The sequence below is a fragment of the Streptomyces sp. TG1A-8 genome (assembly GCF_030499535.1).
GTDB lineage: Bacteria > Actinomycetota > Actinomycetes > Streptomycetales > Streptomycetaceae > Streptomyces.
The window spans coordinates 5,838,407-5,858,494 of record NZ_JASTLB010000001.1 but is presented as its reverse complement, the minus strand read 5'-3'; the positions used below and the strand labels follow the sequence as shown (position 1 = coordinate 5,858,494).

The 20,088-nt window shown below is 72.9% G+C and carries 17 protein-coding genes, 1 pseudogene and 1 riboswitch; of the genes and pseudogenes, 4 read left to right on the top strand and 14 right to left on the bottom strand.

The genetic code is table 11. The annotated features are described in order from the left end of the window. Positions 1-4: 4 nt before the first annotated feature. The 3 genes from QQY24_RS25865 to QQY24_RS25855 all read right to left on the bottom strand — a co-directional run bounded on the left by QQY24_RS25865 (position 5) and on the right by QQY24_RS25855 (position 4,118). A complete protein-coding gene (locus QQY24_RS25865; protein WP_301975118.1) occupies positions 5-1,372 on the bottom strand; it encodes a peptidase C39 family protein in 1,368 nt (455 codons plus the stop codon). Positions 1,373-1,579: 207 nt separating this feature from the next. After that, complete coding sequence (locus QQY24_RS25860) at positions 1,580-3,121, bottom strand: amino acid permease (protein WP_301975117.1); 1,542 nt, start codon at positions 3,119-3,121, stop codon at positions 1,580-1,582. Between the two features lie 40 nt (positions 3,122-3,161). After that, positions 3,162-4,118: a hypothetical protein gene (locus QQY24_RS25855; protein WP_301975116.1), complete on the bottom strand. Its 957-nt coding sequence runs from the start codon at positions 4,116-4,118 to the stop codon at positions 3,162-3,164. 253 nt (positions 4,119-4,371) lie between these two features. Between QQY24_RS25855 and QQY24_RS25850 the strand changes: the two are divergent. Beyond that, a pseudogene (locus QQY24_RS25850) lies at positions 4,372-4,991 on the top strand (uridine kinase). Between the two features lie 426 nt (positions 4,992-5,417). After that, entirely contained in the window at positions 5,418-7,286 is a 1,869-nt protein-coding gene (locus tag QQY24_RS25845) for an AAA family ATPase (RefSeq protein ID WP_301975115.1), read from the top strand. 53 nt (positions 7,287-7,339) lie between these two features. Here the strand turns inward: QQY24_RS25845 and QQY24_RS25840 are convergent, their stop codons facing one another. From QQY24_RS25840 to QQY24_RS25795, 10 genes are all read right to left on the bottom strand, one after another. Then, positions 7,340-8,425 (bottom strand): hemolysin family protein, encoded by a 1,086-nt coding sequence (locus QQY24_RS25840; RefSeq protein ID WP_301975114.1) that lies wholly within the window; start codon positions 8,423-8,425, stop codon positions 7,340-7,342. Further along, positions 8,422-9,756 carry a hemolysin family protein gene (locus QQY24_RS25835; protein WP_301975113.1) on the bottom strand — a complete coding sequence of 445 codons (1,335 nt, stop codon included), beginning with the start codon at positions 9,754-9,756 and terminating at the stop codon, positions 8,422-8,424. The genes QQY24_RS25840 and QQY24_RS25835 overlap by 4 nt, the downstream gene beginning before the upstream one ends. 203 nt (positions 9,757-9,959) lie before the next feature. After that, complete coding sequence (locus QQY24_RS25830) at positions 9,960-10,415, bottom strand: PH domain-containing protein (protein WP_301975112.1); 456 nt, start codon at positions 10,413-10,415, stop codon at positions 9,960-9,962. Positions 10,416-10,428: 13 nt separating this feature from the next. Further along, the gene (gene hisG / locus QQY24_RS25825; RefSeq protein ID WP_301975111.1) at positions 10,429-11,277 is read right to left on the bottom strand and encodes an ATP phosphoribosyltransferase; all 849 of its coding nucleotides are present in this window, start codon (positions 11,275-11,277) and stop codon (positions 10,429-10,431) included. A gap of 42 nt (positions 11,278-11,319) precedes the next feature. After that, on the bottom strand, positions 11,320-11,592 hold the full coding sequence (locus QQY24_RS25820) for a phosphoribosyl-ATP diphosphatase (protein WP_016434182.1): 273 nt from the start codon (positions 11,590-11,592) through the stop codon (positions 11,320-11,322). 34 nt (positions 11,593-11,626) lie between these two features. Continuing rightward, positions 11,627-12,112: a 6,7-dimethyl-8-ribityllumazine synthase gene (gene ribH / locus QQY24_RS25815; protein WP_301975110.1), complete on the bottom strand. Its 486-nt coding sequence runs from the start codon at positions 12,110-12,112 to the stop codon at positions 11,627-11,629. Positions 12,113-12,133: 21 nt separating this feature from the next. Next, on the bottom strand, positions 12,134-13,462 hold the full coding sequence (locus QQY24_RS25810; RefSeq protein ID WP_301975109.1) for a bifunctional 3,4-dihydroxy-2-butanone-4-phosphate synthase/GTP cyclohydrolase II: 1,329 nt from the start codon (positions 13,460-13,462) through the stop codon (positions 12,134-12,136). Further along, entirely contained in the window at positions 13,459-14,100 is a 642-nt protein-coding gene (locus QQY24_RS25805) for a nicotinamide mononucleotide transporter family protein (RefSeq protein WP_301975108.1), read from the bottom strand. Before QQY24_RS25805 ends, QQY24_RS25810 begins: the two co-directional genes overlap by 4 nt. Then, positions 14,097-14,702, bottom strand: coding sequence for a riboflavin synthase (locus QQY24_RS25800; RefSeq protein WP_301975107.1), 606 nt, complete (start codon positions 14,700-14,702; stop codon positions 14,097-14,099). The genes QQY24_RS25805 and QQY24_RS25800 overlap by 4 nt, the downstream gene beginning before the upstream one ends. A 155-nt stretch (positions 14,703-14,857) precedes the next feature. Beyond that, positions 14,858-14,988, bottom strand: a riboswitch (FMN riboswitch). Positions 14,989-15,348: 360 nt separating this feature from the next. After that, complete coding sequence (locus QQY24_RS25795) at positions 15,349-16,584, bottom strand: ROK family transcriptional regulator (RefSeq protein ID WP_301975106.1); 1,236 nt, start codon at positions 16,582-16,584, stop codon at positions 15,349-15,351. A 118-nt stretch (positions 16,585-16,702) separates the two neighbouring features. Between QQY24_RS25795 and QQY24_RS25790 the strand changes: the two genes are divergently transcribed. Continuing rightward, positions 16,703-17,914: an MFS transporter gene (locus tag QQY24_RS25790; RefSeq protein WP_301975105.1), complete on the top strand. Its 1,212-nt coding sequence runs from the start codon at positions 16,703-16,705 to the stop codon at positions 17,912-17,914. Here the strand turns inward: QQY24_RS25790 and QQY24_RS25785 are convergent. Continuing rightward, a complete protein-coding gene (locus QQY24_RS25785) occupies positions 17,874-18,332 on the bottom strand; it encodes a thioesterase family protein (protein WP_301975104.1) in 459 nt (152 codons plus the stop codon). The two genes, QQY24_RS25790 and QQY24_RS25785, sit on opposite strands and share 41 nt — an antisense overlap. A 231-nt stretch (positions 18,333-18,563) precedes the next feature. Between QQY24_RS25785 and QQY24_RS25780 the strand changes: the two genes are divergently transcribed. Next, positions 18,564-19,955, top strand: coding sequence for a uracil-xanthine permease family protein (locus tag QQY24_RS25780; protein WP_301975103.1), 1,392 nt, complete (start codon positions 18,564-18,566; stop codon positions 19,953-19,955). Positions 19,956-20,088: the final 133 nt, after the last annotated feature.

The window sequence follows — 20,088 nt, the reverse complement described above, 5'->3', positions numbered from 1 at the left end:
ACGGTCAGCGCACGCCCACCGCGGCCAGTGCCTTGCGCTGGCGCGGGTCCGGCTGCGCCGGGAAGTACAGGTAGCAGACGCCGCCCGTACCGGAGGCCACGGCGCCGGAGGCGTTGTACCGCTTGGTGCGCAGCCAGATGTTCTCGAACTCGCGCCGCACGTACACGCGGCGCACCTCGTCGTCGCTGGGCGAGGCCGGGTCGTTGGCGATGACGTCGCCGTCCGCCGTGAAGCCGATCACGGTCATCAGGTGGCCGGAGGTGCCGTACCCGGCGCCGGTCAGTTCGGTCCTCAGGAACGACTGGGACGTTATGGCCGGGATGCCGGCCGCGACGAGGGTCTCCAGGTCGGTGAGCGAGGCGAGCCGGGTGACCACACTCTGCAGGTCCGGGTACGTGGCCGCGTAGGCGGCGTTGAACGGCCAGTTGCCGCAGCCCCGGTATTGGTGGTCGTAGGTGAAGCGGGCCGCGTGGTCCACCTGCGGGTCGGCGTAGGCGGGGTCCACCCAGGACAGCTGGGCCGGGGTGGGGCGGCGGCCCCAGTACTCGATGATCATCTGCGAGGAGGTGGGGCTGCACCAGGCCTCGCCGCCGTTGTCGTACTGCGGGTACTGGCCCTTGTGGATCTCCTGCGAGTAGCGCGGGACGGCGAGTTCCTGGGCCAGGCCGGGCGTGGAGGCCGGGACGGTGAAGCGGTCGGGGACGTCGGAGCCCATGGCGCCGAGCCGGTGGACGACCGGGGTGAGGCGGGTGGCCGGGCGGCGGTGGAGGGTGAGGCGCAGCCGGTAGGAGGCCAGGCGCAGGCCGGTGCCCGCGTCGTCGATGGCGAAGGTGTCGGTCCAGATGGTGCTCCTGCCGTCGCTCTGGCCGTCGACCGAGGTCCGCTTGATGTCCTGGTCGCCGGCCGCCCAGCGGCCCATCACGTACCACGGGGTGTCGGTGCCGTCGGTGTACGTGCCGCGCAGCTCGACCTGGAGCCAGGTGCCCTCGGGGGTGTGCGCGTTCCAGGAGGCGACGACCTCGGTGGCGGGCACGGTGAGCCGGTGCACCGGGGAGGTCCAGGTGGCGTACTCCCAGGTGGCGGTGGTGCCGGTGTGCGGATCGGTGTAGTCGGTGCGGCCCGCGGGGGTGCCGATCACGACGGCGGGGCGGGGGCCGGAGACGGCGCGGGTGCCCTGTGCGGTGCCGCTGCGCCAGTCGGGGTACGTCGTCCAGGCGTGGTAGTCGATGGGGCGGGCCGGGGCCCGGCCGGGGGCGTCGGTGCCGGCGGCCGGCGCCTGCACGGCGGCGGCGGGGGCCGTTCCCGCTGCCACCGCGGCGGCGACGGCGGCGGCGAGAACGGTTCGGCGGGAGGGCTGTCGGGCTCTGCTCATGGGCGTGCTTACCCCCAGGTGTCCGATGTCGGGCTGATCCGGTGCACGGTCGTGGGCCCACTATGAATCAGGGGGCATGCCCCTGCCAGCACTTCCGCGCATGCCACGCCACGAACATTGGTCCCGTCCACTGGCGGGTTCCCGCCGGGCGCGCGACGGCCCCGGCGCGGGCGGGGTGCCGTGCGCCGGGGCCGGAGTCGGTGTGGATCAGACGAGGTCCATCGCGGCGACCTCGTCGGGGCGGCCGTAGCTGACCGGGCCCTGGAAGCGGCGGCGGGCGGTGGCGAACCACCACACCGTGGCCACGAGCAGGACGACGGCCAGCGCGATCGGCGCGTAGTTGAAGGAGTCGACGGTGATCGGCGAGGCCTGCGGCAGCATGAACAGGACGCTGCTGAGCAGGATCCAGACCACCGCGAGCCAGCCGATCGGCCGGCCCCAGCGGCCCAGGTGCCAGGGGCCGGGCCGGAAGCCGTCACCGAGCCGCAGGCGCAGGAAGATCGGTACGGCGTAGGCGAGGAAGAGCCCGACCACGTTGACGCTGACGATGGCGGTGAACGCCGTGTGCGACCACCAGCCGGGCACCACCAGGGCGAGCGAGCAGCCCACCGCGAGCCAGACCGCCTTCACCGGCGTCCGGGTGCGCAGCGAGACCGAGTGCCACCAGCGGGAGCCGGGCATGGCGCCGTCGCGGGAGAAGGCGAAGATCTGCCGGGTGTTGCTGGTGAGGTTGGCCAGGCCGCAGAAGAGCATCGACCCGATGACGATGAGCAGCATCACCTTGGCGGTGCCGAGTCCGAGACCGTCGATGAGGATCTGGACGGGGGGCGCACTCGCACCGGCCACCTTGTCGTAGTCGTTAATGCTGTAGACGAGTGCCAGTATCAGGATCAGGCCGGTGATCGCGGAATAGCCGATGGCGCGGGTGATCCCCTTGGGGGCGTTGACCGTCGCCTGGACCGTTTCCTCGGACATGTGGAAGCTGCCGTCGAAGCCGGTGAAGGTCCAGCTGGTGACCAGCAGACCGAGCATGCCGCCGTAAAGTCCGTTGGTGAAGCCGGTGTTGTTCTCGAAATGCGTCACGAAGGACGCCGACTGGTGCTGGTCGGGCATCACGGTGAGTGTGGTCACGATCACGACGAGTCCGATGATCAGCCACCACACGGAAATCCGGTTCAGCACGGCGACGAGCTGGACGGTGAAGGTGTTGGCGAGCCCCTGCAGCACGATGATCAGGAACGTGATCAGGACGGTTTGGTGCGCTGTGGGCCGGTACGAGGACCACTGCAGGGCGATGAACGCCTGGATGAAGGTGGCCGCCGCGTAGCCGGTGGCCGCGGTGCCGCCGATCTGCCCGACGAAGTTCAGCCAGCCGGTGAACCACGACCAGGCGCCCTTGTGCCGCTTGGCGAGCTTACCGGCGGAGAAATACAGCGCACCGCTCGTCGGATAGGCGGACGCGACCTCCGCCATCGCGGCGCCGATGAAGAGAACCATCACCGAGACACCGATCCAGCCGAACACGAGAACACGCGGTCCGCCCGCGTTCATTCCGTACCCGAAGGACGAGAAAATACCCGAGAGGATATTGATGATGGTGAAGGATATCGCGAAGTTGTCGAACGCCTTGAAGCGCCGGGTGAGTTTCCGCGGATAACCCATGGCGTGCAGGGTCGCGTCGTCGTCGAGCACGACCGGGGCTTCTCCCCCGCGGGCTCTCGCCCGTGGACTCGATGTCCGTTCCGACACAGATCGGCCTTTCTCTGGGTGCAGTCAGGGCAGGTGCGTCTCAGGCGGGCCCTGGGACGGGCAGGCCGCAGGCGCGCCGGGCCCGGGAGAGCTGCTCGGCGGGGTCGCCGAAGGCGCTCCAGGGCATGCGCGAGGCGTACGGGCCCATCGCCGTGAAGACCGCCCGGGCCTCGAACTCGCACTGGGCCATGACCAGCGCGTGCGCGAGGTAGGCCAGGTCGAGCACCGGCGTGAAGCGGTAACCGGACGCCCGGGGCAGCCAGTTGTGGTAGATCGACAGCGCGGTGGAGCGCCACTGTGGCTGTTCCCAGACCCGGTCGGCGAGCAACTGGGTGGGGTTGTAGCCCTCCACCAGGGCGACGAGCGGCAGCAGCCGCAGGGCGGAGTCGGCGGGCGCCCGCTGGCTGAGGAAGGCCGCCACGTCCCAGGCCGCGTTGACCGAACCGCCGTACCGCGAGAAGAAGCACGACAGGAAGCGGTGGTGGCCCTCGCGGTGCCAGGGGTCCAGGGAGAGGATGTGCGCGAACAGCCGCCACGGTCCGGGCGGGCTGGTGAGCAACCCCTGCGGGGCGGGGTCGCGCAGCCGGTGCAGCCGGGCCATGGCCAGCTTGGCGACCCAGGGTGTGGGGTCGCCGGGGACCAGGGCGGCGGCCCGGTCACAGGCGGCCAGCGCTATCCGCTCCAGTGCCTCGGCCCGCTCGTCGTGCGCGTCGGCGGCGCGCACCGCCCGCTGCACCGCCACCCGGGCCCACATCAGTGCCGCCTCGGGCGAGGGCTCCTCGGCCAGCCAGCGTTCCACCAGGTCGGTGCCGGCGGCCTCGGAGGCCAGTACCAGCGAGCGGTGGGCGCGCAGCGCGAAGTCGGACCGCGTCTCGGCGAGGGCTTCGTACGCGCTCCGATAACGCCCGGCACGCACGTCGACGCATACCCCCGCCAGGACGCGGTCGTCGGCCGCCGGATGCCATACGTAGTGCCCTTCGAATAACTCCGCGGCCATCTTCCCCTGTCCGTCCCCGTACGGCGCATCGCAGTTGCGCAGGAGGCACCTTACTCAGCCGTCGGCGTGCCGGGAACGCCGAATTTCACATATCGGTCAACGGATTCGCGATGTTATTCGCGCGCGATTGGCCGCGGGCCGGGAAGTGGTGCAAGAAGTGACGTTCCGCCGTCCACCGGCCCGGCCGCTGTGGGCCGCTACTAGACTGTTCCCGGAAAGCGCCCCACACCGCACCACACCCCAGGAATCCGCCATTCACCACCTCGCCGCCCGGCTGCGCGGGCTCCCCCCTCGCTGGGACCGGTCCGGCTGGTCGGCGTCGACGGGCACGCCGGCTCCGGGAAGTCCACCTTCGCCGGGCACCTGGCCGCCGCGCTGGGCGGAGCGCCGGTGCTGCACCTCGACGACGTCGCCAGCCACGAGCAGCTCTTCGACTGGACCGACCGGTTCACGGCCCAGGTGATCACCCCCTTGGCCCGCGGCGAGAGCGCGCGCTGCACGCCCTACGACTGGCGCACCCGCACCTTCGGCCCGGCGCGGTCGCTGCCGCCCGCCCCGGTGGTGGTGGTCGAGGGAGTGGGGGCCGGCCGCCGGGAGTTGCGCCCGCACCTGGCGCTGCTGCTGTGGATGGAGGTGCCCCGGGAGGAGGCCTGGGCGCGCGGGCGGCTGCGGGACGGCGCGGAGCAGCGGGAGTTCTGGGCCGGGTGGGTCGGGGCGGAGGACGAACACTTCGCGTCCGATCCCACGCGCCCCCATGCCGACCTCCTGGTGCTGGGGGCGCCCGAGGGGTACGAGGTGCTGCCGGGGCCCGCGCGCACCTGCGGTCCGGACCAGGATGTCACGCAGCGCGACGATCCCTCCGGGATGCGGTGAACCCGTGAAGACCCCCGTCTCCCCCGCTTCCGCGAGTGTGCCGACTCCGCTTGACCCCGTGCCCGTACAGGTCTTACGTTCTCAATGTGCGGCCCGTCGGAGCCGCCCCGCGACGCGAAGCCCCCGGTTGTTCCCCCGTGACCGGGGGCTTCGTCCTGTCCGCGGCCCGTCGTGGAGGCGTTCCGCGCGCCGATCCGATCACTCTGCGTCACCGTCCTGTGTGCGCCCATCCGCTCCCACCTCGGCAAACGGCCCGCACGACACCCTTCGGTGCGCGGTCGTACCCCGGGTACGATGCCTTCGGTGCGACCTTGAGCAGCGGTCTCGCACCGGCAACTCCGGTCCGTGGCACAGCGGTTCGGCCGCGGAGGCCATCGGGCGACTGCCCGGTGGCGAAGCAACGGGGCACGGTCTGTGGGGGACGTGATGGACTTCGGCACGCGGGGACCCGAGGCCCCGGCCGACCTCGCCTGGCTGCGGGGTGTGGACGCCTACACGATGGGTGCCTATCCCCAGGCGGAGGAGGAGTTCCGCACCGCGACGCGGCTGGACCCGGCCATGGCGGACGCCTGGCTGGGGCTGCACGCGCTGCGGGTGGACACGACGACCGCGCTGCTGCGGATGTTCCGGCACCGGGAGCGCTTCGGGGAGCAGCGCGCCCGGCACCGCCGGACCCTCAACTCCTGGTACTGGCTGGGCTGGTGGGTGCAGCCGGTACTGGAGAGCCCGCGCGACCTGCTGCTGGCGCACGCCTCGCACTGGCTGGACGGCCGGCATGTCCCGGAGCTGGACCGGGCGCTCGCCGGACTGCCCCCCGTCGACACCGACCCGCAGGTCCGCTTCCTGCACGCCTGCCGTGCCTACCTGGTCAAGGACTGGGACCAGTTGGTGCGGCACACCGACCCGCTGCTCGACGACCCGCTGCTCGGCATCGAGGCCGGCCTGTTCGGCGGCATGGCCCGGGTGCGGCTGGAGATGTACGGGCAGGCCGAGCCGCTGCTGTCGGCCGCGCTGATGCGGTGCCGCAGCGAGCAGCCGCAGCGCAAGGAGCTGCGGTACTGGCTGGCGCGGGCGCACGAGGGCACGGGCCGCTCGGCCGCGGCGCTCCCCCTGTACCGGGCCGTGCACGGGGTCGACCCGGCCTTCATGGACACCTCGGCCCGGCTCGCCGCCATCGCCGAGGGCGACGGGTACGACGACCCGGCCGGCTTCGCGGCGGTCACCCTGACCGGTGTCGGGCAGGACGTGATGGACGGACCGGACGCGCTGGATCCGCTCTTCGGTGCCGAGGGCCGCGACCTGCGGCTGCCGGAACCCGATCCGCCGGCCGGGCCGCTGCCTTCGGCGAACGGCCCGACGGTGCGGGCCAAGGCCGGCGTCCCGTCGCCGTCCTCGTCGCTGCCCACCGGCCCGACCGATCCCGCGCTGCTGGAGGAGGCGCTCGCCGAACTGGAGCGCATGGTGGGGCTGGAGCCGGTCAAACGCCAGGTCAAGGCGTTGTCCGCACAACTGAACATGGCCCGGCTGCGGGCCGGGCAGGGACTGCCGGTGCAGCCGCCGAAGCGGCACTTCGTCTTCTCCGGACCGTCGGGGACCGGCAAGACCACGGTGGCCAGGATCCTCGGACGGGTGTTCTACGCCCTGGGGCTGCTCGGCGGTGACCACCTGGTCGAGGCGCAGCGGGCCGATCTGGTCGGGGAGTACCTGGGGCAGACCGCGGTGAAGGCCAACGAGCTGATCGACTCCGCGATCGGCGGGGTGCTGTTCGTGGACGAGGCGTACTCGCTGTCCAACTCGGGGTACGGCAAGGGCGACGCCTACGGCGACGAGGCGCTGCAGGTGCTGCTGAAGCGGGCCGAGGACAACCGGGACCACCTGGTGGTGATCCTCGCCGGCTACCCCGAGGGCATGGACCGGCTGCTCGCCGCCAACCCCGGGCTGTCCTCCCGCTTCACCACCCGGGTCGACTTCCCCTCCTACCGGCCGGCGGAACTGACCGAGATCGGCAAGGTGCTCGCCGCCGAGAACGGGGACGGCTGGGACGAGGAGGCGCTGGAGGAGCTGCGGTCGATCGCCGGGCACGTGGTGGACCAGGGGTGGATCGACGAACTGGGCAACGGGCGGTTCCTGCGCACGCTGTACGAGAAGAGCTGCGCGTACCGGGATCTCCGCCTGTCGGCGTGTCCCGGGGTGCTGTCCCGGGACGACCTGGCCACGCTGCGGCTGCCCGACCTGATGCAGGCGTACGGGGAGGTGCTGTCGGGGCGGGGGCCGCAGGACCCGTCGGACGCGTAGGCGCGGGCCCGCCCGGGGAGGGCGCGACCGCCTCCCCCGGCCGGGCCGCGGCCCTACGTCGCCAGCGCCTGCTCCGGTTCCCCGCTCGGCCTCGGCTCCGCGATCCGGGTCTGCGGGCCCTCCCGGTGCGCCGGGTCCTTCACCTCCCCCACCAGCAGTTCCAGGACGTCCTCCAGGGCGACCAGGCCCAGGACCCGGCCGGAGGCGTCCGCCACCTGGGCCAGGTGGGTGGCCGCACGGCGCATGACCGTGAGGGCGTCGTCCAGGGGCAGCTCCGAGCGGAGCGTCGTCATCGGACGCCACACGTGCTGGGGGACGGCGCGCTCGGACTCCTCGACGTCCAGGACGTCCTTGACGTGCACGTATCCCATGAAGGCCCCCGTGCCGGCGGCCACCGGGAAGCGGGAGTACCCGGTGCGGGCGGTCAGCTCGACGATCTCGGCGGGCGTGACCGACGGGGGCACCGTCACCAGGGACTCGCGCCGCAGCAGGACGTCGGTGACCGGGCGCGAGCCCAGTTCCAGGGCGTCCTCCAGCCGCTCCTGCTCCTCGGGGTCGAGCAGGCCGGCCTGGCCGGAGTCCTCCAGCAGGCGGTTGAGCTGCTCGCTGGTGACGACCGCCGCCACCTCGTCCTTCGGCTCCACCCGGAACAGCCGCAGGATCCCCTGGGCACAGGCGCCCAGCGCCACGGTGATCGGCCGGCACAGCCGGGCGAAGGCCACCAGACCGGGGCTGAGCCACAGCGCCGCCCTCTCCGGCGCGGCCATGGCGAGGTTCTTCGGGACCATCTCGCCGATGACCAGGTGGAAGAAGACGACCGCGGCGAGGGCGACGACGTAGCCGAGCGGGTGGATCACCCCCTCGGGCAGGTGCAGCGCCTCGAACACCGGCTCCAGCAGGCGGGCCACCGTCGGCTCGGCCACCGCGCCCAGCGTCAGGGAGCACACCGTGATGCCGAACTGCGCGGCGGCCATCATCTGCGGCAGCCGCTCCAGGCCGTGGAGCACCTGGCGGGCCCGGGCCGTGCCCAGCGGTTCGATCTGGCTGCGGCGCACGGAGACGAGCGCGAACTCGGCACCGACGAAGAATCCGTTGGCGAGCACGAGCAGCGCGGCGAAGAGCAGTTGGAGGACGCTCACCGGGCGGCCTCCAGGACGTTGGCCGCCGGGACCGTCCTGACCAGGCGGACCCGTTCGGCGCGGTAGTGGCCGACCTGGCGGACGGACAGCCGCCAGCCGGGCAGTTCGGCCCGGTCGCCGGGGGCCGGGATCCGGCCGAGCAGGTCGGCGACCAGGCCGGCGACGGTCTCGTACGGTCCCTCGGGCACGTCCAGGCCTATGCGCAGCAGGACGTCGACGCGGCAGCTGCCGTCGACGTCCCAGGCGGGCCTGCCGTCCTCCGGCGGGGCGGGGGCCAGCTCGGGCACGTCCTTGGCGTCGTGCTCGTCGCGGACCTCGCCGACGAGTTCCTCGACGATGTCCTCCAGGGTGACCACGCCCGCGGTGCCGCCGTACTCGTCGACGACGACCGCGATGGGCTGCTCGCTGCGCAGGCGGGCCAGGAGGGGCTGGACGGGCAGTGTCTCCGGGACGAGGAGCGCCTTCCTGGCGATGCGGCCGACCGGGGTGCGCAGCCGCTCCTGCACCGGGACCGCCAGGGCGTCCTTGAGGTGCGCCATGCCGACGATCTCGTCGATCTTCTCCCGGTAGACCGGGAAGCGGGACAGGCCGGTGGCGCGGGTGAGGTTGACGACGTCCTCGGCGGTGGCCGACGACTGCAGCGCGCTGACCTTCACGCGCGGGGTCATCACGTGCTGCGCGGTCAGGTCGCCCAGGGACAGGGTGCGCACGAACAGGTCGGCCGTGTCCTGTTCGAGGGCGCCGGCCCGGGCGGAGTGCCGGGCCAGGGAGACCAGCTCGCCCGGGGTGCGGGCGGAGGCCAGCTCCTCGGCGGGCTCGACGCCGAGGGCCCGCACGAGCCGGTTGGCGACCGTGTTCAGCGCGGCGATCACCGGGCGGAACAGGCGGGAGAAGTGGTGCTGGGGACCGGCCACGAACCGGGCCACCTGCAGGGGCTTGGACACCGCCCAGTTCTTCGGCACCAGCTCGCCAACCACCATCTGGACGGCGGAGGCGAGCAGCATGCCGCAGACCACGGCGACGCCGGGGACGGCGCCGCCGGGGACGGCGGCCGCGGCGAACGGGCCGCGCAGCAGCTCGGCCAGGGCCGGTTCGGCGAGCATGCCGACGACGAGGGAGGTGATGGTGATGCCGAGCTGGGTGCCGGAGAGCTGGAAGGACAGCTCCTTGAGCGATTCCACGACCGTACGGGCGCGTCTGTCGCCCTCGGCGGCGGCCTTCTCGGCCTCCGGCCGCTCGACGGTCACCAGGCCGAATTCGGCCGCCACGAAGAAGCCGTTGGCGAGGATCAGCAGGAACGCCGCTGCGAGGAGCAGCAGGGGGGTGGTCACGATGCCACCGCCTTCCCGTGGTGCCGGGTCGGGGCGGCGCAGGTACTACAGGACGATCCGTCCATCGCTGGAGGGAGTCACTCCTCGGGTAGCAGGAACCCCTGTGCACCGGGCGGCGCGCAGGGGCGGAGGCGCAGCGAAAGGGCCTCCACCACCAGATTAATCAAGACACGGGCGGTACGGGCAGGGTGGGCGCCCCGAAGTCACCCCTGATCTCGCGTCGGGTGGGCCGTCGCGCGGGCTTCGGCCAGTGCCCGCAGGGTCCGGGCGTCGGCGATGGCGCGTTGTCTGGCGAGGCCCGGCTGGATGCCGAGCGCGGGCAGGCTGGTGCCGTCGCTGAGGTCGAGGAACACCCAGGGGTCACCCGGGCGGAGGTTCACCCGGAGGATCTCCGCCCACGCCAGGCGCCGCTTGCTGGCGATGTTGACGACGGTGACGCCGGCCTCGTCGGCGACGACCTTGATCCGGGCGAGCTGGGCCAGTACCCAGAAGATGAGCGCCCCGGTGACGACGAAGCTGGCCCGCTCACCCGGGCCGAGGTGCTCCAGCAGCATCGCCATCCCCGAGATGACCAGGAAGACCACGACGCCGGCGGTGAGCAGGACGGCCCGGGTGTGGCCCGGCCGGAAGGTGACGGGCAGGGTGGGCAGGTCGGGCATGGCGGTGCGGTCCTCAAAGGCGGCAAGCGTGGATGGCCGTGGTCAGGATGGCCCGGGCGCCGATGGCGTAGAGGTCGTCCATGATCCGCTGCGCTTCCTTGGCGGGGACCATGGCGCGGACGGCGACCCAGCCCTCGTTGTGCAGCGGGGAGACGGTCGGGGACTCCAGGCCGGGGGTGAGGGCGACGGCCTTCTCCAGCTGCTCGACGCGGCAGTCGTAGTCCATCATCACGTAGGTCCGGGCGACCAGGACGCCCTGGAGGCGGCGCAGGAACTGCTGGACCTTGGGCTCGTCGGCGTCGGCGCCGGTGCGGCGGACGACGATCGCCTCGGACGTCATGATGGGCTCGCCGAAGACCTCCAGGCCCGCGTTGCGCAGCGAGGTGCCGGTCTCCACGACGTCGGCGATGACCTCGGCGACGCCCAGCTCGATGGCGGTCTCGACGGCGCCGTCGAGGTGGACGACGGAGGCGTCGACACCGCTGTCGGCGAGGTGCCTGGCGACGATCCCCTCGTAGGAGGTGGCCACCGTCCGGCCCTTGAGGTCCTCGATGCCGTCGGCCGTGCCGGGCTTGGCGGCGAAGCGGAAGGTCGAGCGGGCGAAGCCGAGCGGCAGGATCTCCTCGGCTCCGGCGCCGGAGTCGATCAGCAGGTCGCGGCCGGTGATGCCGATGTCGAGGCGGCCGGAGGAGACGTAGATCGCGATGTCGCGGGGGCGGAGGTAGAAGAACTCGACCTCGTTCTCCGGGTCGACGGTACGCAGTTCCTTGGACTCGCGGCGCTGCTGGTAGCCGGCCTCGTGCAGCATGTCCGCCGCAGGTCCGGACAGGGAACCCTTGTTGGGGACGGCGATGCGCAGCATGGGGTCGGCTTCCTTCGCGTGACGGGGTGGCGGGGACTGGGCTCAGAGGTGGGCGTAGACGTCGTCCAGGGAGATCCCGCGGGCGACCATCATCACCTGGACGTGGTAGAGCAGCTGCGAGATCTCCTCGGCGGCCGCCTCCTTGCCCTCGTGCTCGGCGGCCATCCAGACCTCGGCGGCCTCTTCGACGACCTTCTTGCCGATGGCGTGGACACCCTTGCCGACCAGCTCCGCGGTGCGGGAGGTCGCGGGATCGCCGTGGGCGGCCTTGTGCTGGAGCTCGGTGAAGAGCTCCTCGAACGTCTTCTTGGACATGGTGGTCCTTACCCTACGCGGTCCGGGCGGTGCCTCAGTGCCAGGGTTCGGACACCGAGCGGAGCGTGACCGCGGTGGAGACGGCCGCGGTCACCGCCTCGTGGCCCTTGTCCTCGTTCGAGCCCTCCAGACCGGCCCGGTCCAGGGCCTGCTCCTCGGTGTCACAGGTCAGGACGCCGAAGCCGACGGGGACCCCGGTGTCGACGGAGACCTGGGTGAGGCCCTGGGTGACGCCCTGGCACACGTACTCGAAGTGGGGGGTGCCGCCGCGGATGACGACGCCGAGGGCGACGACCGCGTGGTAGCCGCGGCCGGCGAGGACCTTGGCGGCGACCGGCAGCTCGAAGCTGCCGGGGACCCGGACCAGGGTCGGTTCGTCGATCCCCAGGTCGTGCAGCGCGCGCAGGGCGCCGTTCACCAGTCCGTCCATCACCTTCTCGTGCCACCGCGCCGCGATGACGGCGACCCTGAGGTCGCTCGCGTTGCGTACGGACACTTCCGGTGCACCCTTGCCGCTCACGTCTCTCCTAAGTGCTGTCGCTTACTGGTTGCCGCAGGTGGACACGGCCGGCGTGTCCAGCCAGGGCAGGTCGTGCCCCATCCGGTCCCGCTTGGTGCGCAGGTAGCGGAGGTTGTGCTCGCCGGCCTGGACGGGCATCGGCTCCCGGCCGGTGACCTCCAGGCCGTGACGCAGCAGCGCGCCGGTCTTGTCGGGGTTGTTGGTCATCAGGCGGACGCTGCGGACGCCGAGGTCGGCGAGGATCAGCGCGCCGGCGCCGTAGTCGCGGGCGTCGGCGGGCAGGCCGAGTTCGAGGTTGGCGTCGAGGGTGTCGTGGCCCTGTTCCTGGAGCGCGTAGGCGCGCAGCTTGGAGAGCAGGCCGATGCCGCGCCCCTCGTGTCCGCGCAGGTAGACGACGACGCCGCGGCCCTCGTCCCGGATGCGCTGGAGGGCGGTGTCCAGCTGGGGGCCGCAGTCGCAGCGCAGGGAGGCGAAGACGTCGCCGGTGAGGCATTCGGAGTGGACGCGGACCAGGACGTCCTCGCCGCCGCCCAGGTCGCCGTGGACGAGGGCGACGTGCTCGACGCCGTCGGCGGTGGACCGGTAGCCGTAGGCGCGGAAGGTGCCGTGCCGGGTGGGCAGGCGGGTCTCGGCCTCGCGGCGGACCGCGGGCACGTCCGGTGAGGCCGCCCGCTGGAGCGGAGCCGGAGGGCCGGGGGAACGCAGGTGGGCGATCAGGTCCTCGATGGAGATGATCGTCAGACCGTGCTTGCGGGCGAAGGGGATCAGCTCGGGCAGGCGCAGCATGCGGCCGTCCTCACCGGCGATCTCCACGATGGCGCCGGCCGGGCGCAGGCCCGCGAGCCGGGCGAGGTCGACGGCGGCCTCGGTGTGGCCGTTGCGGACCAGGACGCCGCCGGGCCTGGCGCGCAGCGGGAAGACGTGGCCGGGCCGGACGAAGTCGGCGGGCTCGGCGGTGCCGGCCGCCAGGAGCCGGAGGGTGGTGGCGCGGTCGGCGGCCGAGATGCCGGTGGTGACCCCGTGCCCGGCGGCGGCGTCCACGGAGACGGTGAACGCGGTCTTCATCGACTCGGTGTTGTCCTCGACCATCTGCGGCAGCCGCAGCCGGTCGAGCTCCTCGCCCTCCATGGGCGCGCAGATCAGGCCGCGGCACTCGCTCATCATGAAGGCGACGATCTCGGGGGTGGCCTTCTCGGCGGCGATGACGAGGTCGCCCTCGTTCTCCCGGTCCGCGTCGTCCACGACCACGACCGGGCGGCCGGCCGCGATGTCGGCGACGGCCCGCTCGACCGGGTCGAGCCCGAAGTCCTCGGCGCCGTCGGTGCCGTACAGCAGCGGGGCGGAGGTCATGCCGGCGCTCCTTCCAGGGCGGGCTGCGGGCCCCTGCGGGAGCGCAGCCACCAGTCGCGCATGCCCCACAGGACGAGTGCGCCGTAGATGACGTAGACGAAGCCGGAGAAGGCGTAGCCGTTGGCGAAGTTGAGGGGGACGCCGACGAGGTCGACCAGGAGCCAGGCGAACCAGAACTCGACCATGCCCTCGGCCTGGGCGTACATGGCGACGACGGTGCCGACGAAGATGTAGGCGTCCGGCCAGGGGTCCCAGGACAGGGCCGGGTGGGCGGTGAACAGCAGGGCGACGGCGACGGTGCCGACGGCGACGGCGCCGACCAGGGCGGCCCGCTCGCGCCAGGTGGCGAACCGGGGGGTGATGTGGCCGTCCCCGCCCCGGCCCCCGCCGCGGTTCCACTGCCAGAAGCCGTAGGCGGCGACCACCATGACGACGGCCTGCTTGCCGGCGCTGCCGGTCAGGTGGCCGTAGAAGGCCGTGAAGAGGATCAGGCCGGAGACGAACTGCACCGGCCAGCTCCACAGGGAGCGCCGCCAGCCGAGGGCGAGGGCGGCCAGGCCGAAGATGTTGCCGACCATGTCCGACCAGAGGATGTGCTGGCCGAAGAGGGTGAAGGCCTCGGTGTTCATCCAGTTCACTCGCCGGCCTCCTGACCGGCCGTGAGCAGCCGCTCCACGTACTTGGCGATGACGTCGACTTCCAGGTTCACGAGCGCGCCGCTCTGCTTGCGGCCGAGCGTGGTCAGGGCGAGGGTGGTGGGGATGAGGCTGACGGTGAAGTGGCCGGGGCCGGCCTCCACGACGGTGAGGCTGATGCCGTCGACCGTGATGGAGCCCTTCTCCACGACGTACCGGGCGAGGTTCGCGGGCAGCGAGATCCGCACGGTCTCCCAGTGCTCGGACCGCTCGCGCTCCAGCACCTCGCCGGTGCCGTCGACGTGGCCCTGCACGATGTGCCCGCCGAGGCGCGCGCCCACGGCGGTGGGGCGTTCGAGGTTGACGCGGGAGCCGACTTCGAGCGTGCCCAGGCTGGAGCGGTTCAGCGTCTCGGCCATGACGTCGGCGGTGAACTCGTCGCCCTCGCGGTCGACGACGGTGAGACAGACCCCGTTCACGGCGATGGAATCACCGTGCTGCGCGCCCTCGGTCACGACGGGGCCGCGGAGCCGGAAGCGGGAGGCGTCGCCGAGGTTCTCGACGGCGGTGACCTCACCCAGCTCTTCGACGATTCCGGTGAACACTTCCCGGGTCCTCCTGCCTCTTCGGGCACGGACTCCGGGGCCTGTCGATGACGACAGAGAACACGGGACGGACGCACCGGGACGCCGCCGAGGACGGACCCGTCCGGATGCGGACGAGCCCGGGTTACGGCGACGCGCACATGCGTGCCCGCCCGCCGCGCACTGCCTCCCATCCGGACTTTAACCGTCGGTCCAGGAATTTCACCTGGTAAACCGATCGCTGGAGGCGACCGGGTCGCGGACTGTAACCGCCGGTTCGGACTTTCACCGACCCCGGAGTGCGCTGCTTGTGGTACTGGGCCAGTGTGCCATGAGCGGCGCCCGCCCCGGCAGGGAAAGGGTGTGCATTCGCTCACAGTCCGCGTCCCGAACACCTGCTGCGGAACGGGCCTGGTCAACTCCTGTACGACGGCCGGGGCTTGACCTTGGTCCGCACCCATTGACCGTGCTGGTCTAGTCCTTTTAGGGTGCGGGCGGGCCCGGCGGCGGTGACGACGGCCCTTGCCCGCCGTCGGGCCGCCAGGGCCGGGGCAGCCCTCCGGCGGCCCGGCCCGTCGTGCAACCGGCCCGCCCGGCCGGCCGTCCGGCGGGGCCGCGCACCACCCCTCCCGCGGGAGCCGCGGGCGCCCGCGCGGGGCACCCGCCCTCAGCCGGCGGCCGTGCCCCGCGCCCGGTGCCCGGGCGGGGCGAAGAGTTCGTCCTGGGCCCGTTCGCGGGCCGTCAGCAGGGCTCCGCGCAGGACCGCGCCGCCGCCCAGGCTGCTGGCGCGCACCTCGGTGACCAGTGGTGACATCCGGCGCAGCCGCTCCTGGACGAGCCGCGCCAGCACCGTTCCCCCGGCCTGCCCGACCTCTCCGCCGAGCACCACGCAGCCCGGGTCCAGGATCGCCGTGACGCAGGCGGCCCCGATGGCGATCCGGTCGGCCAGGACGGCGAGGAAGCGGCCCTCGGCGCTGCGGTCGGCGGAGTCCTCCCCGCGGGTGCGGGCCACCGCCCGGCGGACGGTCCGCGCCGCGCCGGGGCCGTCCGTGGGGCCGGGTGCCGGCAGGCCGTGCCCGCGGGCCAGCGCCCCGATCGCCGCCGCTCCCGCCAGCGAGTGGAAGCCGCCGTCGCAGTCCGTCGCCGAGGGGAGGGACGGCGTGCCGGGGACCGGGAGGAAGCCGATCTCGCCCGTGCCGCCGGAGGCTCCGCGGCGGAGGGTGCCGTCCAGGACGACGGCGGCGCCGACACCGTGGCCGAGCCAGAGCAGGACGAAGGTGTCGCGGTCGCGGGCGACGCCCTCGCGCTGTTCGGCCAGCGCGGCCAGGTTGGTCTCGTTCTCCACGGTGACCCGGGCGCCGGGCAGCCGTTCCTGCAGGGTGGTGGCGAGGCGCCGGTGCCAGGCGGGCAGGCCGCCGGAGTCGCGGAGGTCGCCGGTCGCCGGGTCGATCAGGCCGGGCGCCCCGATGCCGACGGTGTGCAGCCGGTCCGCGCCGCCGGCCTCCTTGACGGCCTGCTCCACCGCCGCCACCGCCTGTTCCACGGCCGGGCCGGTCCCGGTGTCCGCGCCGATCGGCGCGGACGCCTCGGCCAGCTCCCGCCCGACGAGGTCGGACACCAGCACGAGGACGCCTTCGGTGCGCACGTCGAGGGCGGCCAGGTGGGCGCGGTCGGCGACGATGCCGTACAGCCGCGCGTTGGGGCCCCGGCGCTGTACGCCGGACTCCCCGACCACCGCGATCAGGCCTGCGGCGGCGAGCCGTTCGACGAGGTCGGCGACCGTCGGCCGGGACAGTCCGGTCAACTGCTTCAGCTGCCCCGCCGTCAGCGGGCCCTCCTGCTGCAACAGCCGCAGGGCCAGCCGGTCGTTGAGGGCCCGGGCGGTGCTCGGTGATGCGGGCATGACGGGAATCCTCCCAGACGCGGGCCGCTTCGATGCGCGCTATCTATCAGGTAGGGACCCTGATAGTTTACGGCGGACAGCGAGGGTGTGACGGGGAACCCCCGGGAGGGACGGGAAGATGAGTGACGTGGACGGTTCGCGCGACGGGGTCAGGCGCGCCCGGTACGCCGTGGCGGCCGTGTTCGCCGTACACGGAGCCGTGACGGGCTCCTTCGCGACCCGGGTGCCGTGGGTCCAGGACCACGCCTCGCTGAGCGCGGGGCAGCTCGGGTTCGCGCTGGCGTTCACCGCGCTCGGCGCCTCGTGCTCGATGCCGCTGGCGGGCCGGATCAGCCACGCCTTCGGCAGTCGTGCGGCCCTGCGCGGGCTGATCGCGCTGTGGACGGTCTCCCTGGTCCTGCCGGCCCTCGCGCCGAACCTGTACACACTGTGCCTGGCGATGTTCGCCTACGGCGCGAGCGCGGGCATGGCGGACGTCGCGATGAACGCGCTGGGGGTCGAGGTCGAGCGGCTGCTCGGCAAGTCGATCATGTCCGGCCTGCACGGCATGTGGAGCGCGGGCGCGCTGACCGGCTCGGCGGCCGGCACCCTCGCCGCCCACCTGGGCGCGGACGCGCGCCTGCACTTCGCGTGCGCGGCGGTCGTCCTCACCGTGCTCGGCGTGCTGGCCTGCGGCTGGGTGCTGGACGTGCAGCCCGCCGAGGACGAGGAACCGCCGCCGCGGTTCGCGCTGCCGCCCCGCTCGGCCCTGCTGATCGGCGCGGTCGGCTTCTGCGCGGTGTTCGCCGAGGGCGCGAGCCTGGACTGGTCGGCGGTGTTCCTGCGGGACCGGCTGGACAGTTCGGCCGGTCTGGCGGCGGCCTCGACGACCGGGTTCATGCTGACGATGGCGGTGGCCCGGATCGTCGGGGACGCGGTGGTGAACCGCTTCGGCGCGGTCCGCACCGTCCGCGCCGGCGGCGTCCTGGCCGTCCTCGGCGGTCTGCTGGTCGTCGCGGCGGGGCACCCCGCGGTGGCCATGGCGGGGTTCGCGCTGATGGGGCTGGGCATCGCCGTGGTCGTACCGCTGTGCTTCGCCGCGGCCGGGCACGCGGGACCCCGTCCCAGCCAGGCCATCGCGGGCGTCGCGACCATCACCTACACCTCGGGGCTCATCGCGCCCAGCCTGATCGGCGGGGTGGCCCAGGCGACCAGCCTGACGGTCTCCTTCTGCCTGGTGTCCGTGCTGGCCTGCGGGGTCGCGGTGTTCGCGGGCGTGCTGCGCACCGCCGAGCGCGGCGGCCGGACCGTCAGTCCGCAGAACGCAGCAGTCGCCGACCCGCGGCCCTGAAGGCCTCGCTCCACGGGGCCGGGCGCAGGGTGCCCGGGTCGAGCCGGACCAGGACCCGGGTGCCCCGCGCGTAGGTCTGCGCGCCGTCGGCGGAGCAGAAGCGGAAGCCGTAGGTCAGACCGGTGGTGCCGAGCCGCTCCAGCCACAGGTGGACGGCGTAGGTGCCGGGGCGGGTCACCGGGGCCTCGTAGCCGATGCGCAGTTCGCGGACGGCGTTGCAGGCGTCACCGGCGGTCTCCCAGTCGCCGTCGAAGCGGACGCCGTGCCCGGCCCACAGCTCGGTCCAGGCGCGCTCGACCATCAGCGGGTAACGGGCGTTGTGCAGCATCCCGAGCGCGTCCAGGTCGTCGAAGTGGACGGTGACGGGGACCAGCCGGCCGACGGGGGCGTCGGGGGCGGTCGGGGCTTGGGCGGTCACGGGGAACTCCTGAACGGCGGGGGCACGGAAGGGCGGGACGCCCCCGGACCCGGCGGGAGCACCCCGGGAACACCCGCGGATTCCCATACTAAGCGACCGCTCAGCGATGGCGGCCGGGAAGGTGCCTGGTCAGCCCGTGATCGGGTACGGCCGCCCGGCGCCGTGCCGGGACCGGGTACCCCCGACAATGGTGCGGACGGCCTTCACGTACAGAGAAAGCGAAACCCCACCATGGACCTCGGCGTGCGCTGGAAACTGCACGGTGACGGGCGCACGCCCGCGCCCGGAGCGGTGGTACGCCCCGACGAACGGCTCTCCTGGCCCCGTACGGTGGGTCTGGGCGCCCAGCACGTCGTGGCCATGTTCGGGGCCTCCTTCGTGGCCCCCGTGCTCATGGGCCTGGACCCGAACCTGGCGATCATGATGTCCGGCGTGGCCACCGTGATCTTCCTGCTCGCCACCCGCGGCCGGGTGCCGAGCTACCTGGGCTGCTCCCTGTCGTTCGTGGGCGTGGCCGCCGTGATCCGCGCGCAGGGCGGTACGAGCGCGACCGTGACCGGCGCGGTGCTCGTCGTCGGTGCCGTGCTGTTCCTCGCGGGCCTCGCGGTGCAGCGGTTCGGGGCGCGGATCATCCATGCCGCGATGCCGCCGGTCGTCACCGGTGCGGTCGTCATGCTGATCGGCTTCAACCTCGCTCCGGTGACCGCGTCGACGTACTGGCCGCAGGACCAGTGGACGGCCCTGCTGGTGATGCTGTTCACCGGTCTGGCGGTGGTGTGCCTGCGGGGTTTCTGGTCCCGCGTCGCGATCTTCCTCGGGCTGGTGTTCGGGTACGGCCTGTCCTGGGCGTGCGACCGGATCTTCGGGAGGATCCACTCGGTGGACGCGGGCGGCAGGGTCACCGACCACTGGCGCCTGGACCTCTCCGGCGTCTCGAAGGCCGACTGGGTCGGCCTGCCGTCCTTCCACGGGCCGTCCTTCCAGTGGTCGGCGGTCCTGGTCGCGCTGCCGGTCGTCATCGCGCTCGTCGCGGAGAACGCCGGGCACGTCAAGGCGGTCGGCGAGATGACCGGCGACCCGCTGGACGACAGGCTCGGTACGGCGATCTCGGCCGACGGCGTCGCCTCGATGCTGTCGACCGCGGTGGGCGGCCCGCCGAACACCACCTACTCCGAGAACATCGGCGTGATGGCCGCGACCCGCGTCTACTCGACCGCCGCCTACTGGGCCGCCGCCGGCTTCGCCCTGCTCTTCGGCGTCTGCCCGAAGTTCGGCGCGGTCGTGGCCGCGGTCCCGGGCGGCGTCCTCGGCGGCATCACCGTCATCCTGTACGGCATGATCGGCCTGCTCGGCGCGCAGATCTGGCTGAACGCCGGGGTGGACCTGCGCAACCCGCTGAACCTGGTGCCCACCGCCGCGGGCATCGTCATCGGCGTCGGCAACGTCACGATGAAGTTCACCGGCACCTTCTCGCTCAGCGGCATCGCGCTCGGCACGCTGGTCGTCATCACCGGCTACCACGCGCTGCGCGCCTTCGCGCCGGCGCACCTGAAGGAGCAGGAACCGCTGCTGGATGAGGGCACCTCCACGTACGACGGGAGCGGCGGGCGCGCCGAGCCGTAGGGCCCTGCGCCGCGGTGGGCGGGCCGCGGCGGGGCGGGGCGCCGCTCCCCGCGCACGGCCCGCGTTCGCCCGTTCCGGCGACGCCGCGGGCCGGTCGGCCCACCGGCCGGCCCGGGGCTGGGACCCTTCCTCC